The sequence below is a fragment of the Paracidovorax konjaci genome (assembly GCF_900112675.1).
GTDB classification, from domain to species: Bacteria; Pseudomonadota; Gammaproteobacteria; order Burkholderiales; family Burkholderiaceae_C; genus Paracidovorax; species Paracidovorax konjaci.
Map to the genome: position 1 here is coordinate 18803 of NZ_FOMQ01000014.1, position 20490 is coordinate 39292.

A 20490-nucleotide genomic window follows, 5' to 3' on the forward strand; every position below is an offset into this window, starting at 1 on the left:
GCGGGAATCTGCTACAAAGCGGTCGTCTTTCCCCGGCCGGCGCGCCCGGGCCGCCCTGCTCCGCTCCGCCGCCCTCGCCCCTTCCGCTCCCCCTCTTCTTCCCCCGCTCCCGGCATGACCAACGTCCTTCCCGCCAACGCACAGACGCTCAACGAACGCATTGCCGAGCTGATCCGCCAGAAGATCGTGAAGGGGGAATACTCCCCGGGGCAGCGCCTCTCCGAGGCCGCCCTGAGCGAAAGCCTGGAGATCTCGCGCAACACGCTGCGCGAGGTGTTCCGCATGCTCACGCAGGAAGGGCTGGTCAAGCACGAGCCCAACCGCGGCGTGTCGGTGGCCGTGCCCAGCATCGCGTCGATCATCGACATCTACCGCGTGCGCCGGCTCATCGAATGCCAGGCGCTCGCCCAGGCCTACCCGCGCCACCCGGCCAAGCGGCACCTGCGCGACGCCGTGGACGAGGCGCTGCGCTGCCGCGACGCGGGCGACTGGCAGGGCGTGGGCACGGCCAACATGGAGTTCCACATGGCCGTGGTCGAGCTGGCCGACAGCGAACGGCTCAACACCATGTTCTCCCATGTGCTGGCCGAGCTGCGGCTCGCCTTCGGGCTGCTGAACGACCCGGAGTTCCTGCACGCGCCCTACGTGGACATGAACGCGCGCATCCTGGCGCTGTTCGAGGCCGGCAAGCCGCAGGACGCGGCCCAGGCGCTGAACGAATACCTGGTGAATTCCGAGCGCATCGTGCTGGCCGTGTATGCGCGCCGCATCTCGGACGCGGGCCTGGAGCGCGGCATCCGCTAGCCGCCCGGGACCGGCCGGGAGTCTCCATCGCGGGCCCGTGGGATCTGCGCGCCGGCGCGGCGGGCGCGGGCTTGTCCGGGGGTCTGGAGACGGCACCTCGCGCGCTACACTGCGGCCGGGGCATACGGCCCCGCTCCCCGCCCACCTTCCGCCCTCACCGCCGCCCCCCATGAGCATGCACGACAAGACCGCCACCTACGGCACCGAAGACCTGCTGATCAGCCTGTGCAACTCCGTGACCCGCGTGCTGAGCGTGGCCACGCAGACGCAGCTGCACTACTCCGGCATGGTCCAGCGCATCAGCAAGACCTGCCTGCGCCCCGACATCGGCTGCTTCGTGCTGTTCGACGGCGGCTTCTCGGGCCTGGTCATCATCAACCTCTCGAAAGAGGCGGCGATGGAGATCTACCAGACCTACCTGCTCAGCATGGGCATGTCGCAGGAAGACCTCGCCACCTCCTACACCTCCGACGAGGTGGCCAACGTGATGGGCGAGCTGATGAACCAGGTGGTGGGCGACTTCACCGGCAAGGTGCGCCGCGAGCTGCAGACCCACATCACGCAGAACCAGCCCAAGATGCTGGTGCTGAACAAGCAGGTGATGCTGAGCGTGGATGCCAACCTCGACCAGCCCGAGGCGCGCCGCGTGACCTTCTACACGGCCAAGAACCACATCTTCTACCTGGAACTCGCCATCGACCGCACCGAGTTCGTGAAGCTCTACGACTTCGAACCCCAGGAAGCCCCGGACCCCGACGCGCTGCTGGCCCAGGCCGGCAAGGACGGCGCCGACGCCCCGGCCCCCGCCGCCAGCAGCACCGACAGCGACACGGACGACCTGCTCAAATCGCTGGGCATGTGACCGCCCCACCGCGGGGCAATCGCATCCGCCCCGGGTGTGCCGGGTGTGCCGGGTGTGCCGGGTGTGCCGGCGCATGGCCAGGCAGGCGGCTCCGGGATTGACCGACCTCCCGACCGGCCTGGGGGCATGCTTCGCAAGTCCTCCAGCAAGGCCATGGGGCAACGCGGGCCCCTGGCTGGGGCCACACCTCTCATCGCTCGCGGGCCGGGGATGCAGTGCGATCGCCCGGCATTCCCTCCACCCCGGCGCAGCGCAGGGCTGCTCGCAGGCGCCCGCTCCATCGGCCCCAACGTTACCCGTAGTCACCAAAAATCCGTGACTTTTCTCTCCCCTGGCCGCCTTTCCCCTGAGAATCCGGTCCCGTAAAAACGAGAAAACCCAAGCGGGGGGAGAGGCCAGTGAACGATATTGTCCATGTGGACAGGGAGCGCACGCGCGCGGAACTCGAAAAGAAACTACCGCCCAAGACCCGGCGCTTCCAGCTCGATGACATTCCGGGCGTGATGCGCTCGCGCCTGGGATGGCCGGTGGCGGCGGCGTTGATGGATCGGTGGTTCAGGGGGGCGGGGTTTGCGATCACTCTGCCGATCAAGCACAGCCTACCGCCCAAGCAGCTACATCGATTGCCTGCCTCGCAACTGGATGAAAACACGGTCACGATGCAATGGGCATTGGGCTTTGCACGTGTGCAGGCTGCGGTTTCGAGATTGCAGGCGCAATGGAATAGCCCGGCCGGAATAGCGCAGCTACAAGAGCGGGTCAAACAACAGGGACTAGGTCAGATTCGATCCTGGCGCTTTGGAAATTTGAACCAGCCGGCCAAAGTCTTAAACGCCACCTGCCAGGTAAATTTCCTGGACGTGGGCCGATTCGGCGACCCCATGGACGATTTCTACGGCGCCATGGGCGAGGCCACGCTCAAGATCGCGGTGTCGGGCATCGTGACGTCCAAGGGGCGCGGCAACGTCGCCATCGCAATCGACGAGCTGGCCTTCTACCTGCGCGACGCCTATGACTTCAACGACGATTCCTTCCTGTCGCAGCCGCTGGGCTTCTGGGGACCGCGTGGCGTGAGGCGCACACCCCGGTCCGCCCTGGACATCCCCATCGATGCGCAGTGGATGTATGCCGATGCCATCGAGGCAAGCCACCAGAGCTATCTCGTGCAGAACCAGCATTTCAGGCAATGGCGCGCACTGCATGGCAGAGGCGGGGATTTCATGGTTGTCTCCGACGTGCATCGCATACGCCTCCCTTTTCCGATCCAACTGGAGTGGTAATGAAATTTTCCAACCTCAAGAACGTGCCTTGCATCGTATGGTGCTTGGCATTGAATGCCTGTGTGGTGCTGGGCTGGTATGCGACCACGCCGACGCTCTTCAACAGTTACAACAGCCCCCACTATGTCTATCGGCTGGAGATTTATCACGCTTCTCTGTGGCAGCGCATCGTGCACTACGACCAGAAAGCCCCATCCATAGTCCGTCTGCACCGGGTTGATCCCAGAGAACTACTGCGAGAAAGCAAGGTGGTCGATCTTTGGTCTGGAAGCGAAATTGGCTGGTATTTGGATCCCCCGATGGACATGGGCCGGGTCCGTGTTGGTCGTGACGCGCTTTTCGAGAACATCCCACCGGAATGCATAGAGGCTGAACAGATACCGGGCTGCCCAAATACCAAGCCTCCAGCGTGATCGCCTCGGATTGCGCTACGCGCGCCATCCGGCCCCGATCCCACTGGAGTGGTGATGAAGCTTTCCGACCTCAAGAACGTGCCCTGCATCGTCTGGTGCCTCGGCCTGAACGCGCTATTCCTGGCGGGATGGGCTCTGGCGACGCCGACCTTCGTCGATGCCGAAAACAGCCCGCACCGGGTGTACCGCCTGGAGTTCCACAAAGCATCCTTTCTGCAGCGCGTCACCCACCCGCGCTTCAAGATGCCCTACGTGGTGCGGCTCTACCGCATCGAGCCCAAGACCTTGCTGGGCCAGAGTGCAGTGGTCGATCTCTGGCTGAACGGTGAAATCCACTGGTATTTGGACCCGCCCGTTGACATGAACCGCGTACGCGTAGGCCGTGATGTGCTCTTCGAGAACATCCCGCCGGAATGCACGGAAGCGGCGCAGATACCGGGCTGCCCCAATACCAAGCCGTGAAGATGGCCGAAGATTTGGATGCGATCGCCCTGCGCCCACCGCAGTCTGCTATTTAATCAATAGCAAACTATTCAATGGATCCGGCGGCATGGAGCCTGAAACACCTGAACTGCTTGCTCCACGCCCGCCATGGCATCCCCGCCGGGCGGGCCCCCTGAACTGCGCGCACTCCGTACCGCTCGGCCCACCGCTGCCCTCCTGGACCCACCCGCGCTCCTGCAGCGCCCTTGCGGGCCGCGCCGCCGCGGCTCACTGCGGCGGCACCGGCTCCGAATACCCCGCCGGCCACGCGGGCGGCGCGTCGCAGCAGGCCGGCTCCCAGCCGCGCAGGCGGGGCGTGTGGCCGATGCCGGGGTTGAAGGTGTTCGTGGGGTCCAGCCGGCGGTAGAAATCGGCCAGCGCGGGCTTGGCCACGTAGAGGTGGCCCACGTTGTGCTCCGCCGGGTACTCGGCACGGCGCGCGTCCAGCAGCGCCCACATGCGGTGCTCCATGGCGAGCGGGTCCACGCCCTTCCTCACGATGTAGTCCTGGTGGAAGACGTGGCAGAAGAAGTGGCCGTAGTAGAGCTTGTGGACCACGTCGGCCTCCACGTCCGCCGGCAACCGCTCGACCCATTCACGGTCGTTGCGGCGCAGCGCCACGTCGAGCGCGACGATGTCCTCCACGCCGGCGCGGTGCGACTCGCGGTAGCGGATCGCGGCGCCCGCGATGGCGAAGCGGTGCAGGAAGGCTTTGCGCCCCTCTTCGGCATCGCACTCGAAGAAGCCCCCGGTGGCGCTGCCGCCGAAATGCTTCGCCAGGAATTCCCGCGTGGCCTGCGCCGTGTCGTCCGAGACGCGCACGAGCAGGTGGTGCTCGTAGCGCTCCCGCATCTGCCGCATGCGCGGCGGCAGGTGGCTGGGCAGCAGGTCCGTGATCGCCTGGATCGCGCGGTCGGCCACGCCCCGCCATCCGAAGCGCTCGAAGAAGCCGTCGATGCGGCTCTTGAGCGCGAAGGCGGCCGGCACGCGGGACGTGCCGAAGCGGTCGATCAGCAGGAAGGTGTCCTTGCCGTAGCGCTCGCCGATGTCGTAGGCCGTGCGGTGGATGTACTCGCCCGCGATGGGCAGGCGCGGCAGGCGCGTGAGCAGGTGGCGGCGCACTTCGGTGAGGTCGTCCGGCGCGTTGCTGCCCACGTAGAACACCGTGCTGGCCTCCTTGGGGAAGGTGTCCAGCCGCACGGCGAACAGGCACAGCTTGCCGGCCGAGCCCGAGGCCTCGAAGAGGCGCGACGGGTCGGCATTGAAGCGCGCGGGCGTGTCGGCGTCCACGGCGCGCACATGGTCGGCGTAGCGCGGGTCGGAGGCGGCGCGTTCAGGGTCGTGCGCCACGTCGGCGGCGGCGTAGTCGCCGTTTTGCAGCCGCGTGAGGATCTCCTGCGGCGTGCGGCCCAGCGCGATGCCCAGGTGGTTGACCAGTTGCAGCGAACCGTCCTCGCGCACCTGGGCATAGAGCGCCAATTCGGTGTAGGCCGGCCCGCGCCGCACGAGCGCCCCGCCCGAGTTGTTGCAGATGCCGCCCAGCACCGAGGCGCCGATGCACGACGAACCGATCACCGAATGCGGCTCGCGCCCGAGCGGTGCCAGCACCTGCTCCAGCCGGTCCAGCGTGGCGCCGGGCAGGCAGACCACCTGCTCGCCGCCGCCCAGCACCTGCACGCCGGTGATGCGCAACGTGTTCACGAGCACGATCTCGCGGTCGTACCGGTCGCCGTCCGGCGTGGAGCCGCCCGTCAGGCCCGTGTTGGCGGCCTGCAGGATGACGATGCGGCCCGCCGCCACGGCGGCCTCGAGCACCTGCCACTGCTCCAGCAGCGTGCCGGGCCGCACCACGGCCAGCACCGGGCCCTCACCGGTGCGGTGCCCGCGGCGGAAGCGGCGCGTGGCCTGGGCACCGGTGAGCACGTGGGCCGCGCCCACGGCGGCGCGCAGTTGCGCGAGCAGCGCCTCGCGCGGCACGGCAGCAGGAGGGAATGGAGGGGGAGCGTTCATGCGAGAAATCCTTCGTGCAGCGCAACGCCCCGCCGCCGGCCCGGCCAGGACGGCAGCGGTGGCAGTGGCGGTGAGCGGGCCCGTGCGGGCCGTCAGGCCTTGACCAGCAGGTCGCCCGTGATGTCCGAGACCTTCGAGACGCTGGTGAGCGTCATCGCCACGCGCATCTCTTTTTCGAGCAGCTCCAGCAGGTGCTTCACGCCCGCCTCGCCGGCCGCGGCCAGCGCGTAGATGAAGGCGCGGCCGATCATCGCGGCGTCGGCGCCGAGCGCGATGGTGCGCACCACGTCCAGGCCGTTGCGGATGCCCGAGTCGGCCAGGATCTTGATCTGACCCTTCACCGCGTCGGCGATGGCCGGCAGCGCGTGCGCCGACGAGAGCACGCCGTCGAGCTGGCGCCCGCCGTGGTTGGAGACGATGATGCCGTCCGCGCCGAAGCGCACGGCGTCCTTGGCGTCTTCGGGGTCCAGGATGCCCTTGATGAGCATCGGGCCCTTCCAGAAGGCGCGGATCCACTCCAGGTCCTTCCACGAGATCGATGCATCGAAGTTCGCGCCCAGGTAGCCCATGTAGTCGGCCAGGCCCGTGGGCTTGCCGAGGTAGGCCGAGATGTTGCCCAGGTCGTGCGGGCGGCCCAGCGCGCCCACGTCCCAGGCCCAGCGCGGGTGCGTGAAGGCCTGCCAGTAGCGGCGCAGCTCGGCGTTGGGGCCGCTCATGCCGGAGTGCGCGTCGCGGTAGCGCGCGCCGGGCACGGGCATGTCCACGGTGAAGACCAGCGCCGTGCAGCCGGCGGCCTGGGCGCGCTCCAGCGCGTTCTTCATGAAGCCGCGGTCCTTGAGCACGTAGAGCTGGAACCACATGGGCCGCTTCAGCTTCGGGGCCACCTCTTCGATGGGGCACACCGACACGCTCGACATGGTGAACGGAATGCCGTGCGCATCGGCCGCGCGCGCGGCCTGCACCTCGCCGCGCCGCGCGAACATGCCGGTGAGCCCCACGGGCGCCAGTGCCACGGGGATCGAGAGCTGCTCGCCGAACAGCTCGATGCGGGTGTCGAGCCGGCTCATGTCCTTGAGCACGCGCTGGCGCAGGGCCACCGCGGACAGGTCCTCGACGTTGCGCCGCAGGGTCTGCTCGCCGTAGGCGCCGCCGTCGATGTAGTGGAAGAGGAAGGGGGGGAGGCGCTTGCGCGCGGCTTCGCGGTAGTCGGCCGTGGAGGAAATGATCATGGTGTTGTGTCTCGTCAATGGGGGGGCAGCAGCGGTGCGGGCGCCCCGCCCTGGGGCATCCGCGTGGAGCGCTCGCGGCGGGCGCGGTCTTCGTCCAGCCGCTGGATGGTGGTGCGGACGTGCTCCAGGTGGTCGCCGATGCATTGGCGCGCACGCTGCGGGTCGCCGTCCAGGATGGCCTGCATGAGGCCCTGGTGCTGCTCGGTCAGCTCCTGCAGGGTCTGCGGCGCGCTGAGGCGGAACATGTCGTGCCGGTTGCGCTCCACGGTGGACAGCACCATCGTGAAGAGGCTGTGCATCACCTGCACCAGCACCAGGTTGTGCGAGGCCTCGGCGATCGCCAGGTGGAACTGCGCATCGGCACGCGCGGCCAGCTCGGCGTTGCCGCTTTGCTGGTGCTGCATCATCACGTCGAAGCACCGCCGCAGGCGCTCCTTGTCCTGGGCCGTGGCGCGCTGCGCGGCCAGCCACGCGGTGCTGCTCTCCAGCGCGTGGCGCGTCTCCAGCACGTCGTAGCGGTAATGCGGGTCGGAATCGATGAGCCGGGCCAGCGGCGCCACGGCCGGCCGCAGCCACTCGGCGCTGGCGTCGGCACCAGCCGCCTGCAGGTACGTACCGTCGCCGCGCCGGCTGGCCAGCACGCCCTGGCTCACGAGCTTCTGGATCGCCTCGCGGACCGAGGTGCGCGACACGCCCAATTCCTCCGCGAGCTGCCGTTCAGCCGGCAGACGCTGCCCGGCCTGCAGCCCGCGCGACTGCACGAGTGCCAGCAGTTTTTCGACGACATGATCGGCCAGGCGCATCGCAGGGGTCCTCAATAAATCAGGGGGTCGTTGCCGTGGCGCCAGGCACCACGCACAGCGCATGCAACCCGCACGGCCCCACCGGACCGATGGCCGCGGAGCAGGCCAGGCCAGCGGACGCCGTGGAACCGGCTTCGCCGGGCCACCGGCGTCGTCCCCCTGCCCGCCGTGCGCAGCGCGGCGAGAGCGGGGGGGAAGCGGCGCAGCCGCTCAGGGGGGTGTTCCATCACTGCCCCGGGATCATCCACGGAAACACATAGGCCTGCAGCGTCGTCATCACCCCGATGATCGCCGCGAAGACCAGGCTGTGCTTCACCGTGAAGCGGAACAGGTCGGATTCGCGCCCGGCCAGCCCCACGGCCGCGCAGGCAATGGCGATGGACTGCGGCGAGATCATCTTGCCGGTGACGCCGCCCGTGGTGTTGGCCGCCACCGTCAGCACCTGCGGCAGGCCCAGCTGCTGCGCCGTGGTGGCCTGCAGCGCGGCGAACAGCGCGTTGGCCGACGTGTCGGAGCCCGTCAGGAACACGCCGATCCAGCCGAGGAACGGCGAGAAGAAGGTGAATGCCTGGCCGGTGTGCGCCAGGGCCAGCGCCAGCGTGGCGGAGAGGCCGGAATAGTTGGCGACGAACGCGAACGCCAGCACCATGCCGATGGAGTAGATCGGCACGGCCAGTTCCTTGAACGTCTCGCCCAGCGTGGCCACGGCCTTCGCGGAGGACAGGCGCGTGGAGGCGATGGTGACGAGGGCGGCGATCAGGATGGCCGTGCCCGTGGCGGACAGCCAGTTGAACGAATACACCGCGCCGTAGGGCACGGCGGAGGCCACGACCGGCGGCGTCTTCTCGATCAGGTTGTGCAGGAAGGGCACGGGCAGGTTGACGACCGTGGAGGCCAGCGCGCCCTGCGCCGCGAACAGCGCCTTGAAGGGCTTGAGGCTCCACAGCGTCACCACGGCGGTGAGGATGATGAAGGGCGACCATGCCTTGAACACCGCACCGGCCGTGAGCGGCACGCCGCCGGACACGCGCGCGGCGCCATCGCCGGCGGGCGCGCGGGCCGCGCCCCGGGTGGCGGCACCGGAGGCCTCGGCCTCCGGCTCGAAGCGGAAGATGCGCCGGGGCTGCCAGACTCTCAGGAACAGTGTCAGCACCACCAGCGACACGATGGCCGAGGTGATGTCGGGCAGCTCGGGGCCGATGTAGTTGGCCGTGAGGAACTGCATCACCGCGAACGATCCGCCGCCCACCAGCACGGCGGGCCAAGTCTCCTTCACGCCGCGCCAGCCGTCCATGATCGCCATGAGCCAGAACAGCACGATCACCGTCATGAACGGCAGTTGCCGGCCGGCCATCTGGCCGATGGCGAACGCATCCACGCCCGACACCTGACCCGCCACGATGATCGGAATGCCCATGGCGCCGAACGCCACCGGCGCCGTGTTGGCGATCAGGCAGAGCCCGGCCGCGTACAGCGGCTTGAAGCCCAGCCCCACCAGCAGCGCGGCGGTGATGGCCACCGGCGCGCCGAAGCCCGCCGCGCCCTCCAGGAACGCGCCGAAGCAGAAGCCCACCAGGATGAGCTGCAGCCGCTGGTCGGGCGTGACCGACAGGATCGACGAGCGGATGACGTCGAACTGCCCCGTCGCCACCGAAATCTTGTAGAGGAACACGGCGGCCACGATGATCCAGGCGATCGGCCACAGGCCGTAGAAGAAGCCGTACACGGCCGAAGCCAGCGCGGCGCTCACGGGCATGCGGTAGAAGAGCAGCGCCACGCCCAGGGACAGCAGCACGGTGATGGTGCCGGCCTGGTAGCCCTTGAGCCGCAGCCGCGTCAGAGCCAGAAAGAAAAAGACGATGGGAATGAGCGCCACCAGCGCGGAAATCCAGATGTTTCCGGCGGGGTCGTAGTTCTGCTGCCAAAGGGGTTGCATGGCGAAGGTCGGACTGTGGTGAAGGGCGGCAGGCGCCCGGGCAGCGCCCCCGGAAGCGGGCGACGGCCCGAACCTGGGGGAAACAACTCCGTTGCCGCTGGGTGCGTGAATGCACCAAATTGGTATTACCAATTTCAACCAATCAACGAAGCAGCGCGCATTCTGCGAGAGCATCATCCCACCAACTCTCCGGGAAAACCCCATATTCCCCGTCAATTTTCAAAGCCGTCACTCAATTGGTATTACCAATAAAGACGTTGCTACATGCCTATCACGATGCGCCGGCCCCTCACCCTCCCACGGATTTGCGCACCATCAGCCAGAAGACCATGAGGAACGCCACCAGTGCCGGAATACCCAGCACCACCCAGGCGATGAAGAAGCGCCACAGCTGCGCCCAGGCTCCGGGGTGGCCGGCCTCCGCGCGCACCGCGTGGTCGCGCATGCGCATCTGGATCCATACCACGGGCAGCCAGCAAGCCATCGCCAGCGCATAGAGGCCGAGCGATCGCGCGAGCCACGGCGTGCTCCACGGCAGGCCCATCAGGTGCACCAGCCACCAGCCGCTGAGCGGCTGCAGCACGGCGGTGGTGCCCGTGAACAGCCAGTCCGCGCGCACCACCCAGCGGGTCATGGGCACGATGAAGCGCAGGTCCCGGCCCAGCATCGCGACCAGCAGGTAGAAAGCGGTCCCGATGCCGGTGCCGAACAACACCGTGGAAGACAGGATGTGCAGCCACTTCGCGACGAAATACTCCATGGACGAACCCTTTCGTTGTTGACCGTTCCTGCGCGCGTTCGCAGCGCCCTCCGACACGCCCGCCCCGCACGCGCGCCGATGATGGATCGCGCCGGGCCCGGCGGTCCGACTCGACCCTCACTCCCCACCTGCACGCACCGGAGTCCGCCCATGCCCATCGACTGGAAACGCACCCTGCGCGAAGGCGCCGTAGCCGGCAGCTGGGCCAGTGCGCTGTCCACGCTGGCCCTGATATGGGCGGGCCGCCGCCAGGCGCGCACCGCCCTCACGCCGGTCAATGCGGTGAGCCACTGGCTCTGGGGCGACCCGGCGCTGCGCGAGCACCGCCCCCGCCTCATCAGCCATACCCTGCCCGGCTATGCCATCCACCATAGCGCTTCCATGTTCTGGGCAGCCGCCAGCGCTGTAGCGCGCGATGCGTCGGGCCGGCCGCCGGAAGCCACGTGGCCTGCGGTCTGCCGGCGCTCCGCCGTCACCTCCGCCATCGCCTGCACCGTGGATTTCCGGCTCACGCCACACCGCTTTACGCCGGGCTTCGAGCACCACCTGGACCGCAGCGCCATCGCCGCGGTATACGTGGCCTTCGGCGCGGGCCTGGCCATCGGCACGGCGATCGCGCTGCGTCGGCCGCCGCGCTGAACACAGCCCGTGCGCCCTGGCGGTACGCGGCAAACGGCATGCCCACGCCGCGTGCGCTGTCCTACGGAATCCGGCCCGCGCCACCGACAGGCGCCGCGCGTCCATGCCTTTCAGATGTCGGCTGGCCGGCGCCTCCGTCTCATGGGCGCCTGCCCATCTTCCCCACCCACCGAGACAAGGAGACCGCCATGCCCCGAGCCGCCTGGAGCGACAAACGCGAGCGCCAGTACGAACACATCAAGGACAGCCTGCAGGAACGCGGCCGCGGAGAAAAAACGGCCGAGCAGATCGCCGCGCGCACCGTGAACAAGGAACGCGCGCAGCACGGCGAGGCGAAGAAAGCCAACCCGAAGACGGTGCACGACACGCCCGCGCCCGTGCGCGGCGGCCGGCGCTCGCACACCGGCGCCCAGGGCCGCACGCGCGAGCAGCTCTACGAGGAGGCCCGCAGGAAAGGCATCGCGGGGCGCTCGAAGATGAACAAGGCGGAGCTGGAGAAGGCCGTCGGCCGCTGACCGAAGGCCCCGAATCGCCAGGGTAGTCCGCAGGTCGCTGCGGACCGGGTCAGGCGGGCGCGGAGAGGGCCGCGTATTCCGGGCCCGTCGCCGCGACGCCGGGGATCTTGAAAACGGACACCGCCTGCACCAGTTGGTGGGCCTGCCCGCGCAGGCTGGCCGCCGCAGCGGCGCTTTCTTCGACCAGGGCCGCGTTCTGCTGCGTCACCTGGTCCATCTGCCCCACCGCATCGCCCACCTGCGAGATACCGGAAGTCTGCTCGACGCTGGCGGTGGTGATCTCGGCCACGATGTCGCTCACGCGGCGGATGGAGCCCACGATCTCCCCCATGGTCTGCCCGGCCTGATCGACCAGCGATGTCCCCTGCTGGACCTGCTCGACGCTCCGTCCTATCAGGGCCTTGATTTCCTTGGCGGCCTCGGCGCTGCGCTGGGCCAGGCTGCGCACTTCGCCCGCGACCACCGCGAATCCCCGGCCCTGCTCGCCCGCTCGGGCGGACTCGACCGCAGCGTTCAGCGCGAGGATGTTGGTCTGGAAGGCGATGGCGTCGATCACCCCGATGATGTCGCCGATCTTGCTGCTGCTCTCGCTGATGCCCTGCATGGTGCTGACCACCTGGCCGACCACCTTGCCGCCCTGCGCCGCCACCGCCGAGGCCCCCTGCGCCAACTGATTGGCCTGCTTGGCGCTCTCGGTGTTGTTGCCCACCGTCGTGCTCAACTGCGCCATCGTGGCGGCGGTTTGCTGCAGCGCGCTGGCCTGCTCTTCCGTGCGCTGGCTGAGGTCATGGTTCCCCTGGGCGATCTGCGCGCTGGCGGTGGCCACGCTCTCGGAGTTGCTGCGCACGTTCGACACCAGCTCGATTAGGCTCCCCTGCATCTTCGCCATGGAACGCAGCAGTGCGCCCAGTTCGTCGCCGGCACCCGCAGGAATGGCGGTGGTGAGGTCGCCGCGCTGGATGGAATCCGCCACCTGGACCGCCTGCCCCAGCGGCTGCGTGATCGAGCGCGACACCAGCCACCCCACGGCCATGCCCAGGGCCGCCATCAGCAGGGCCAGTCCGGACATCAGCACCATGCCGAACGACGCCGCTTGCGCCCCTTCGGCCGCCAGGCGGTTCGCGATCTCCTGTTGCAGCGCGACACTGTCGTCGGTGGCTTTGAAGACGATGTTCTGCTGCTGGCGTACCTCACCGATCAGATAGGCCCCCGCGGCGGCCTGGTCCCCCTGCTCGGCCAGGGCGATGGCGCGGTCGAGGGCCGCGTTGTACGGGGCGCGGTTGTCCGCAATGACCTTGAACAGCTCCCGGGCCTTCGGCAGTGTGAGTCCCTTGTCGAGCTCGGCAAGAATCTCCGTGTTGCGGGCCCGGAGGGCCGCGATCTTCTGCTTTTCTCCGCCGACGAACGCCGGATCGTTGTTGATGGCCACGTTGCGGGCATACCGCCCGATGGTCTGGAAATTGTCCTTCAACTGGGTCAAGAGCCCGACCTTCACCATGCGGTCCGTGGACAGTTCCTGGACGCTGCTGCTGAGACCTCGCATCTGCGTGGACCCATAGACGGCAATGCCGATACCGATGGCGACGACGGTGCCGAAGCCCAGGCCCAGACGCCTGGAGATGGACAGATTCTTGAACATTCGGAAGAGTGATTGCAGTTCTTACGCGGCAATGAAAAGACACGTCCTCCCGCGTGACGAGGCGTACTGTCCGGAGCCCGCACCCGGTCGCCCTTGCGGACCCTGGCGCCCCGCCGGGGCGGCCCCTCGACCTCTACGGCGACGAGCGCGGAACTCAACCATATCGCCTTGATTGTGACAATCTGCAACGCAATCGAGTTGACTTTCCGGGGTCCATTTTTTGGTAACCCGTGGGACGGAACGGGCGGTTGCCCAACGCCGTCGGAAGGGCATCTCGGGCCGCTCGAACAATGAACAAGGCCGCGCTAGCGAGCCACCGGGCCCAGGCAGCCCAGGCCGTCGAGTGACGCCTCCACCGCCTCGCCGAGCGGCGTGTGGGGCTCGTGGCCCAGCACCTCCCGCAGGCGGCGGTTGCCCATGCGCACGGGCTGCTCCCACAGGTAGCGCATCTCCATCATCTCGCGCAGCGTCGGCACGAACGGCGCGGCCAGGCGCAGCAGACCCCAGGGCGTGCGGGCGATGCGCGGCACGGCGCCCCCACGCCGCGCCACCGCCTGCTGGATCGCCTCGGCCATCTGCAGGCCGGTGGCGTCCCAGTGGCCCGCCATGTGGAACCGCTCGAACGCGCCCAGCGCACCGCGCCGCTCCAGCAGCGCCACCATGGTGCGGGCCACGTCGGGCAGGTACGCCCACTGGTGTCCCACGCCCGCCCGCGCCGGGTTCGAGACCGACACGATGGGCCGCCCCGGCCGGACCATGCCTTGCGAGAACCAGCTGTTGCCCGGCTTCGGCCCGAAGAAATCGCCGGCCCGCACGACGATGGCGCGGGCCCCCTGCCGGCTGGCCGCTTCGAGGCGCTCCTCCAGCCGCACGCGGATGGCGCCCTTGCGGGTGGCCGGGCGCTGCGGCGATGCTTCGTCCAGGTCCGGCAAGGCGTCGGGCCCGAAGTTGTAGACCGTGCCGGGCAGCACGATGGTCGCGCCCAGCGCGGTGGCCGCGGCCACCGTGTTGTCGATCATCGGCATCACCAACGTGTCCCAGCCGCGGTAGCCCGGAGGATTGACCGCGTGCACGATCACCGAACACCCCTGCGCCGCCCGTGCCACGTCGTCCCGCTGCAGGGCATCTCCACGGAACCAGGCGATGCCCCCGGTGCCCGCACCCTCCGGGGCCGGGCCCCGTGCCAGCGCATGCACCGCCCACCCGGCGGCGTGCAGCTGCCGCGCCACCTCCCCGCCGATGCCGCCCGTGGCGCCGAGCACCAGGGCTGTCCTGCAACCATCCGCCATGCCATCTCCCGTTCGAGGCCACCAGGGCCGATGGGATCGATTGTGCGAACGGGCAAGCACCGCGTGAATTGCCGAGCACAGGGTAGCGGCTATACATTTCTGCATGACCAAGATGAACATCGGCTGGGAGCTGTACCGCACCTTTCTGGGTGTGCTGACCGAAGGGTCGCTCTCCGGCGCCGCGCGGGCGCTGGGCATCACCCAGCCCACGGCGGGGCGCCACGTGGAGGCGCTGGAGAAGGCGCTGGGCACGCTGCTCTTCACCCGGTCCCCCGCGGGCCTGATGCCCACGGAGGCCGCGCAGGCGCTGCGCCCCCAGGCCCTGGCGATGGCGAGCCTGGCCGCGTCCATCGAACGCACGGCGGCCAGCCAGGGCGGCCCGGACGGCGGCGTCAAGGGGGTCGTGCGCGTCGGCTGCAGCGAAGTGATCGGCATCGAGGTGCTGCCGCCCGTGATCGCCGGGCTGCAGCGTTCGCATCCGGCACTGAAAGTCGAACTGGTGCTGACCGACCGCGTGCAGGACCTGCTGCACCGCGAAGCCGACATCGCCGTGCGCATGGCCACGCCCCGGCAGGAGCAACTGGTGGCGCGGCGGCTGGGGCACATCGACATCGGCCTGCATGCGCGGCGGGACTATCTGGAACGGCACGGCACGCCGCGCAACCTGGAGCAGCTGGCCACGCACACGCTCATCGGCTACGACCAGGCCACGGCATTCATCCGGCAGATGGAGGGCTCGCTGCAAGGGCTGCGGCGCGACATGTTCTCGCTGCGCAGCGACAGCCACCTGGCCCAGTGGGCGCTGATCCGCGCGGGCGCCGGCATCGGCCTGTGCCAGGTTCCGCTGGCGCGCCGCTCACCCGACCTGGTGCGCCTGCTGCCCCGCAGCTTCTCGGTGCCCATGGAAACCTGGGTCACCATGCACGAGGACCTGCGCGGCAGCCCGCGCTGCCGCGCCACCTTCGACGCGCTGGTCGAGGGCATGCTGACCCACATGGCAACGCGCTGAGAAGCCCGGGCCGGCGCCGCAGGCTCAGCCCTCAAACTGCGGGTGCGTCTGCCGGATGCGCGCCATCGCGATGGCCGCAGCGGCGGTGCGCGTCTCGGCCCCCAGCTTCACGTACACGCGCTCCAGGTGCTTCTTCACGGTGGCGGGGCTCGACCCGAGGATGTCGCCGATGTCGCGGTTGGTCTTGCCCTTCACGAGCCAGTACAGCACCTCGGCCTCGCGCGCGGTGAGGCGGAAGCCCGCGGCCAGCGCGTCGAGCACCGCCGCGTCCGAGGTCTCGCGCATCACGATGAGCCAGTCGCCGCCGCCCTCGCCGTCGCCCGTCTGCTGGTGCAGCGCGAACGACAGCCGCCGCGCGCCCTGCTCCACCACGAGGCGTGGCGGCTCCACGCGCTGCGCGGCCCAGAGCGCGACCTGCGGCAATTGCGCGCGCAGCCACTGCACGACGGCCGGCGGCGCCACGGCGGGCGCCGGCGCCCCCTCGCCCCCGCCGCCGAAATACTGCCGCAGCAGTTCGCGCGCGAGGGCCGTCTGCCACATCAGGCGCCCGTCGCTCGCGCGCACGGTGATGCTGGCGTAGCCGAACGCGTCGAGCGCATTGCGGGCCTGGCCCGCCTGGCGCTGGGCCTGCCGCGCGCGGCGCGCACCCTGCAGGTGCACGTTCATGCGCGCGAGCACCTCGCGCGGCTTGATCGGCTTGGTCACGTAGTCCACCGCGCCCGCGGCCAGCGCCGCTTCCAGGTGCTCGGTCTCGGTGAGGCCGGTCATGAAGACGATGGGGATGTGCGCCGTCGCGGGCAGGCCCTTGAGGCGGCGCGCGACCTCGAAGCCGTCCATGCCGGGCATCACGGCGTCCAGCAGCACCACGTCGGGCAGCGCCTGCGCGGCCCGCGCGAGCGCGGCCTCGCCGCTCGCGGCCACGAGCACGGTGTAGCCGGCCTCGTCGAGCGCATCGTGCAGCACGGCGAGGTTGTCGGGCACGTCGTCCACGATGAGCACGACATCGGCGAGCGACCGGTCGAGCGGCGCGGCAAGGCCCGGGGCGGCGGGCGCGGGGATCGGCGCGGTCACGCCGGGAGCGGGGTGGGCGGTCATGGGGTCGGGGGCTCCGGTGCCTGCAGCCTGCGCGCGAGCGCCTCGAACTGGAACTGCCGCGCCAGCGCGCGGGCGTCCTCCACCCAGGCGGTGCAGCCGGGCTGCGCGGCTTCGATGGCGGCGAGCTGCTGCATCACGCCGCGGTAATAGCCCAGCTCCACGGCCTGCGCGAGCGGGGCCAGGGACGCGGGATCGGGTGCCGCGAACGCAGCGGCGGGCAAGGCAGGGCCGCGCGCGGCCGGGGGCAGCGCCAGGGGCGCGGCGGCCCGTGGCGGCGGCAGCGGCAGCGGGGCATCCTCGCCCGTCCATTCGAGCCGCAGGCGCCGCTCCAGCCAGTCGAGCAGTTCGCTGTGGCGCACGGGCTTGACGAAGAAATCCTCGGGGCGGATGCCGGCATCGTTCTCCAGCCCCTTGTCGAACGCGTTGGCGGAGACCACGGCCATGGGCGTGTCGGCATGGCCGGCCGCGCGCAGGCGGCGCAGCGTCTCCCAGCCGTCGATGCCGGGCATGGCGAGGTCCATGAACACGGCATCGGGCCGCAGCCCCGCGGCGATGAGATCGAGCGCGTCGTGCCCGCTGGCGGCCGTGCGCAGGGCGAAGCCCATCGGCTCCAGCACCTGCACGAGCAGCTCGCGGTCGGCCTCCTCGTTGTCCACCACCAGCAGCGTGCGGCGCGCGCCCGCATAGCCGCGCCGTGCGGGCCGCAGCGCGGCGGCGGCGGCCGGGCCGCCGGTGCCGGCCGCGCCAGGGTGCAGCGCGGGCAGGAAAAGCCGCACGCGGAAGAGCGCGCCCGCGCCCGGCGTGCTCTGCACCTCCAGGTCGCCGCCCATGAGGCCCGTGAGCATTTTTGCGATGGTGAGGCCCAGCCCCGCGCCGGGCGTGCCGCCCGCATGGCTGGCCGCACCGCGCGCGAAGGGCTCGAAGATGCTGGCGCGCTCGGCCTCGGTGAGGCCGGGGCCGCTGTCCTCCACCTCGATCAGCGCCAGTTCGCGCGCATGGCGCACGCCCAGGCGCACGTGGCCCGTGGCGGTGAACTTGATCGCATTGCCCAGCAGGTTGATGAGGATCTGCCGCACGCGCTGCTCGTCGGCACGCACCCACTCGGGCAGCGTGCCGCGCACGTCGGCCTCGAAGCCCAGGCCCTTGGCGCGCGCCTGCGGCTCGAACATGTCGCACAGCTCGCGCACGAAGTCGGCGAAACGCATCGGCCGCGCCTGGAGCGTGAGCTTGCCGCTTTCGATGCGCGCGATGTCCAGCGTGCCCTCGATCAGCGAGAGCAGGTGCTCGCCGCCGCGCCGGATCACGCGCACGGCCTGCTGGCGGTGCGGCGGCACGGAGGCGTCCTCGCCCATGAGCTGCGCATAGCCCAGGATGCTGTTGAGCGGCGTGCGCAGCTCGTGGCTGATGGCGCTGATGTAGCGGCTCTTGGCCTGGTTGGCCTGCTCGGCCAGGGCCCGCGCGTCCTCGGCCTGGGCGCGCGCATGCTCGGCCTGCGCGCGGGCGTCCTCGGCCACCTGCCGGGCCTCCTGCAGCGCCTCGTCGGTCTGGCGGTGCAGGTGGATCTCGCGCTGCAGCAGGTGCGTCTGGCGGTTCGACTCTTCCTGCGCCACCTTGCGGCTGGTGTGGGCCAGCACCAGCCACCACGCGACGATGCCCGAGATGACCAGCAGCGCCAGATAGGCCTTGAGCAGCCCCGAGCGCAGCGCCACCGCCCCCGCGCCCGAAGGCGCGAGCGCCTGCAGCTCCTGCCGGTAGAAGAGCCCGAACACCGCCGCCAGCAGCGGCGCGATCACCAGCATCAGCAGCAGGAAATGCCCCAGCCCCGAATCCAGCAGCCGCCACGCGCCGCGCGGCAGCAGCCAGCGCAGCGCGGCGGCCCACTGCACGGCCAGGTGCGCGTGCGGCTTGCACATGTCGCCGCAGCGCGCATCCAGCGTGCAGCACAGCGAGCAGATCGCGCCGCGGTAGGCCGGGCAATGCGCCATGTCGGGCGCCTCGTATTCGCGCTCGCAGACCACGCAGCGCAGCATGGCAGGCAGCGTCGCCGTGGCCCCGCCCTCACCGGCGCCGCAACCCGCGCAGCCGGCCGTGCCGCAGGCCAGGGGGGCCGTCTCCCCGCGGGCCAGGTAGTAGCGCCCGCGCGTGGCCCAGGCGATCAGCGGCGCGGCCACGAAGGCCGTGACCATCGCGATCACGGCCGAGAACGCCTGCGCGAGCGGACCGAACAGCCCCAGGTGCGCGCCGATGGACAGCAGCGACGCCAGCGCCATCGCGCCCACGCCCACGGGGTTGATGTCGTAGAGGTGCGCGCGCTTGAACTCGATGCCGGGTGGCGAGAGGCCCAGCGGCTTGTTGACCACGAGGTCGGCCACCACGGCCATCATCCAGGCGATGGCCACGTTGGAGTAGAGCCCGAGCACCTGCCCCAGCGCGGTGAACACGTTCATCTCCATCAGCATGAAGGCGATGAGCGTGTTGAACACCACCCACACCACGCGGCCCGGGTGGCTGTGCGTGAGGCGCGAGAAGAAGTTGCTCCACGCGAGCGAGCCCGCGTAGGCGTTGGTCACGTTGATCTTGATCTGCGAGACCACCACGAACAGCGCCGTGGCCGCCACCGCCCAGCCGTAGTGCGGGAACACGTATTCATAGGCCGCCAGGTACATCTGGTTGGGGTCCACCGCGCGGTCGGGCGGCACCATGTGGGTGATGGCCAGGTAGGCCAGCAGCGCGCCGCCCAGCATCTTGAGCACGCCCAGCACCACCCAGCCCGGGCCGCCCGCCAGCACGCCCAGGCGCCAGCCCCAGCGGCGCCCCGGGGCGGAAGGCGGCATGAAGCGCAGGTAGTCGGCCTGCTCTCCCATCTGCGTGATGAGCGCAATGCCGACGGTGAGCGCCGCACCAAAGAGGGGCAGGCTGAATCCGGCGCCCGCGCCCGATTCCCCGCCGTAGTGCACCACCCCTGCGAATGCACCAGGATCGCGCACCCACACGAAGGCGAACGGCACCACCAGCATCACCAGCCAGAGCGGCTGCGTCCACACCTGCAGCCGCCCGATGGCCGAGACGCCGTGCGTGACCAGCGGGATCACCACGAGCGCGCAGACGAGGTAGCCCCAGCGCGGCGGAATGTCCAGCGCCAGCTCCAGCGCGTAGGCCATGACGGCCGCCTCCAGCGCGAAGAAGATGAAGGTGAAAGTGGCGTAAATGAGCGAGGTGACGGTGGAGCCGATGTAGCCGAAGCCCGCACCGCGCGTGAGCAGGTCCATGTCCACGCCGTGGCGCGCCGCATAGACGCTGATCGGCCAGCCCGCCAGGAAGATGATGAGCCCCGTCGCCACGATGGCCCAGAACGCGTTCGCCCAGCCGTACTGCACCAGCAGCGTGGCGCCCACCGCCTCCAGCACCAGGAACGAGGCCGCGCCGAACGCCGTGTTGGCCACGCGGAACGGCGACCAGCGCCGGAAGCGCTGCGGCGTGTAGCGCAGCGCGTAGTCCTCCATCGTCTCGGTGGCCACCCAGCCGTTGTAGTCGCGGCGCACCTTCACCACCTGCTGGGGGACGGCGCCCAGGGGGTCGGCGGTGGAGGTCGGTGCGGTGGCGGGCGGCATGGGGCACGCGCCGGGCTGCAGGTTCCATGCCACGCGGGCCGGTGCCGTTCGCCGTACGGCGTATGGACGGGCACAGCCCTTGCTGACTACCATGCGGCTTTCACGGGTCCGGG

The 20490-nt window shown here is 69.8% G+C and carries 17 protein-coding genes; 8 read left to right on the forward strand and 9 right to left on the reverse strand.

Annotated elements, in window-relative coordinates; genetic code table 11:
• Nucleotides 1-114: 114 nt before the first annotated feature.
• From BM144_RS18020 to BM144_RS18040, 5 genes are all read left to right on the forward strand, one after another.
• Nucleotides 115-804, forward strand: coding sequence for a GntR family transcriptional regulator (locus tag BM144_RS18020; RefSeq protein WP_092955459.1), 690 nt, complete (start codon nt 115-117; stop codon nt 802-804).
• A 169-nt stretch (nt 805-973) separates the two neighbouring features.
• A complete protein-coding gene (locus BM144_RS18025) occupies nt 974-1666 on the forward strand; it encodes a DUF3334 family protein (RefSeq protein ID WP_092955462.1) in 693 nt (230 codons plus the stop codon).
• Between the two features lie 398 nt (nt 1667-2064).
• Nucleotides 2065-2946, forward strand: a complete 882-nt coding sequence (locus tag BM144_RS18030) for a DUF6402 family protein (protein ID WP_092955466.1) — start codon at nt 2065-2067, stop codon at nt 2944-2946.
• Nucleotides 2946-3359 carry a hypothetical protein gene (locus tag BM144_RS18035; protein WP_092955469.1) on the forward strand — a complete coding sequence of 138 codons (414 nt, stop codon included), beginning with the start codon at nt 2946-2948 and terminating at the stop codon, nt 3357-3359. The genes BM144_RS18030 and BM144_RS18035 overlap by 1 nt, the downstream gene beginning before the upstream one ends.
• 54 nt (nt 3360-3413) lie before the next feature.
• Nucleotides 3414-3821: a hypothetical protein gene (locus BM144_RS18040; protein ID WP_092955472.1), complete on the forward strand. Its 408-nt coding sequence runs from the start codon at nt 3414-3416 to the stop codon at nt 3819-3821.
• A gap of 249 nt (nt 3822-4070) precedes the next feature.
• Here BM144_RS18040 and dld read toward each other — a convergent pair whose 3' ends face one another.
• From dld to BM144_RS18065, 5 genes are all read right to left on the reverse strand, one after another.
• Nucleotides 4071-5852, reverse strand: coding sequence for a D-lactate dehydrogenase (gene dld / locus BM144_RS18045; RefSeq protein WP_092955475.1), 1782 nt, complete (start codon nt 5850-5852; stop codon nt 4071-4073).
• 92 nt (nt 5853-5944) lie between these two features.
• Nucleotides 5945-7081, reverse strand: coding sequence for an FMN-dependent L-lactate dehydrogenase LldD (lldD, locus tag BM144_RS18050; RefSeq protein ID WP_092955478.1), 1137 nt, complete (start codon nt 7079-7081; stop codon nt 5945-5947).
• 14 nt (nt 7082-7095) lie between these two features.
• Entirely contained in the window at nt 7096-7884 is a 789-nt protein-coding gene (gene lldR / locus BM144_RS18055) for a transcriptional regulator LldR (RefSeq protein WP_092955481.1), read from the reverse strand.
• 226 nt (nt 7885-8110) lie between these two features.
• Nucleotides 8111-9820 carry an L-lactate permease gene (lldP, locus tag BM144_RS18060; RefSeq protein ID WP_092955484.1) on the reverse strand — a complete coding sequence of 570 codons (1710 nt, stop codon included), beginning with the start codon at nt 9818-9820 and terminating at the stop codon, nt 8111-8113.
• Nucleotides 9821-10109: 289 nt separating this feature from the next.
• The gene (locus BM144_RS18065) at nt 10110-10580 is read right to left on the reverse strand and encodes a DUF2269 family protein (protein WP_092955487.1); all 471 of its coding nucleotides are present in this window, start codon (nt 10578-10580) and stop codon (nt 10110-10112) included.
• Between the two features lie 150 nt (nt 10581-10730).
• Between BM144_RS18065 and BM144_RS18070 the strand changes: the two genes are divergently transcribed.
• The gene (locus BM144_RS18070; protein ID WP_092955490.1) at nt 10731-11219 is read left to right on the forward strand and encodes a hypothetical protein; all 489 of its coding nucleotides are present in this window, start codon (nt 10731-10733) and stop codon (nt 11217-11219) included.
• A gap of 188 nt (nt 11220-11407) precedes the next feature.
• Nucleotides 11408-11734 carry a plasmid stabilization protein gene (locus BM144_RS18075; protein ID WP_092955493.1) on the forward strand — a complete coding sequence of 109 codons (327 nt, stop codon included), beginning with the start codon at nt 11408-11410 and terminating at the stop codon, nt 11732-11734.
• A gap of 49 nt (nt 11735-11783) precedes the next feature.
• On the opposite strand, the gene BM144_RS23640 is transcribed toward BM144_RS18075, so the two are convergent.
• Together BM144_RS23640 and BM144_RS18085 are read right to left on the reverse strand one after the other, a co-directional pair.
• The gene (locus BM144_RS23640) at nt 11784-13373 is read right to left on the reverse strand and encodes a methyl-accepting chemotaxis protein (RefSeq protein ID WP_092955496.1); all 1590 of its coding nucleotides are present in this window, start codon (nt 13371-13373) and stop codon (nt 11784-11786) included.
• A 305-nt stretch (nt 13374-13678) separates the two neighbouring features.
• Complete coding sequence (locus BM144_RS18085; protein WP_092955499.1) at nt 13679-14662, reverse strand: NAD-dependent epimerase/dehydratase family protein; 984 nt, start codon at nt 14660-14662, stop codon at nt 13679-13681.
• A 103-nt stretch (nt 14663-14765) separates the two neighbouring features.
• Between BM144_RS18085 and BM144_RS18090 the strand changes: the two genes are divergently transcribed.
• Nucleotides 14766-15671, forward strand: a complete 906-nt coding sequence (locus BM144_RS18090) for a LysR family transcriptional regulator (RefSeq protein WP_092955502.1) — start codon at nt 14766-14768, stop codon at nt 15669-15671.
• Between the two features lie 24 nt (nt 15672-15695).
• Here the strand turns inward: BM144_RS18090 and BM144_RS18095 are convergent, their stop codons facing one another.
• Together BM144_RS18095 and BM144_RS18100 are read right to left on the reverse strand one after the other, a co-directional pair.
• Nucleotides 15696-16766 carry a response regulator gene (locus BM144_RS18095; protein WP_092955505.1) on the reverse strand — a complete coding sequence of 357 codons (1071 nt, stop codon included), beginning with the start codon at nt 16764-16766 and terminating at the stop codon, nt 15696-15698.
• The gene (locus tag BM144_RS18100; RefSeq protein ID WP_092955508.1) at nt 16763-20377 is read right to left on the reverse strand and encodes a hybrid sensor histidine kinase/response regulator; all 3615 of its coding nucleotides are present in this window, start codon (nt 20375-20377) and stop codon (nt 16763-16765) included. The genes BM144_RS18095 and BM144_RS18100 overlap by 4 nt, the downstream gene beginning before the upstream one ends.
• Between the last annotated feature and the right edge of the window lie 113 nt (nt 20378-20490).

Bases quoted from the DNA above. Each gene is read 5' to 3' on its own strand.
- BM144_RS18020 (WP_092955459.1), top strand. From the start codon at position 115: ATGACCAACGTCCTTCCCGCCAACGCACAGACGCTCAACGAACGCATT.
- BM144_RS18025 (WP_092955462.1), top strand. From the start codon at position 974: ATGAGCATGCACGACAAGACCGCCACCTACGGCACCGAAGACCTGCTG.
- BM144_RS18035 (WP_092955469.1), top strand. From the start codon at position 2,946: ATGAAATTTTCCAACCTCAAGAACGTGCCTTGCATCGTATGGTGCTTG.
- BM144_RS18040 (WP_092955472.1), top strand. From the start codon at position 3,414: ATGAAGCTTTCCGACCTCAAGAACGTGCCCTGCATCGTCTGGTGCCTC.
- dld (WP_092955475.1), bottom strand. From the start codon at position 5,852: ATGAACGCTCCCCCTCCATTCCCTCCTGCTGCCGTGCCGCGCGAGGCG.
- lldD (WP_092955478.1), bottom strand. From the start codon at position 7,081: ATGATCATTTCCTCCACGGCCGACTACCGCGAAGCCGCGCGCAAGCGC.
- lldR (WP_092955481.1), bottom strand. From the start codon at position 7,884: ATGCGCCTGGCCGATCATGTCGTCGAAAAACTGCTGGCACTCGTGCAG.
- lldP (WP_092955484.1), bottom strand. From the start codon at position 9,820: ATGCAACCCCTTTGGCAGCAGAACTACGACCCCGCCGGAAACATCTGG.
- BM144_RS18065 (WP_092955487.1), bottom strand. From the start codon at position 10,580: ATGGAGTATTTCGTCGCGAAGTGGCTGCACATCCTGTCTTCCACGGTG.
- BM144_RS18070 (WP_092955490.1), top strand. From the start codon at position 10,731: ATGCCCATCGACTGGAAACGCACCCTGCGCGAAGGCGCCGTAGCCGGC.
- BM144_RS18075 (WP_092955493.1), top strand. From the start codon at position 11,408: ATGCCCCGAGCCGCCTGGAGCGACAAACGCGAGCGCCAGTACGAACAC.
- BM144_RS23640 (WP_092955496.1), bottom strand. From the start codon at position 13,373: ATGTTCAAGAATCTGTCCATCTCCAGGCGTCTGGGCCTGGGCTTCGGC.
- BM144_RS18085 (WP_092955499.1), bottom strand. From the start codon at position 14,662: ATGGCGGATGGTTGCAGGACAGCCCTGGTGCTCGGCGCCACGGGCGGC.
- BM144_RS18090 (WP_092955502.1), top strand. From the start codon at position 14,766: ATGACCAAGATGAACATCGGCTGGGAGCTGTACCGCACCTTTCTGGGT.
- BM144_RS18095 (WP_092955505.1), bottom strand. From the start codon at position 16,766: ATGACCGCCCACCCCGCTCCCGGCGTGACCGCGCCGATCCCCGCGCCC.
- BM144_RS18100 (WP_092955508.1), bottom strand. From the start codon at position 20,377: ATGCCGCCCGCCACCGCACCGACCTCCACCGCCGACCCCCTGGGCGCC.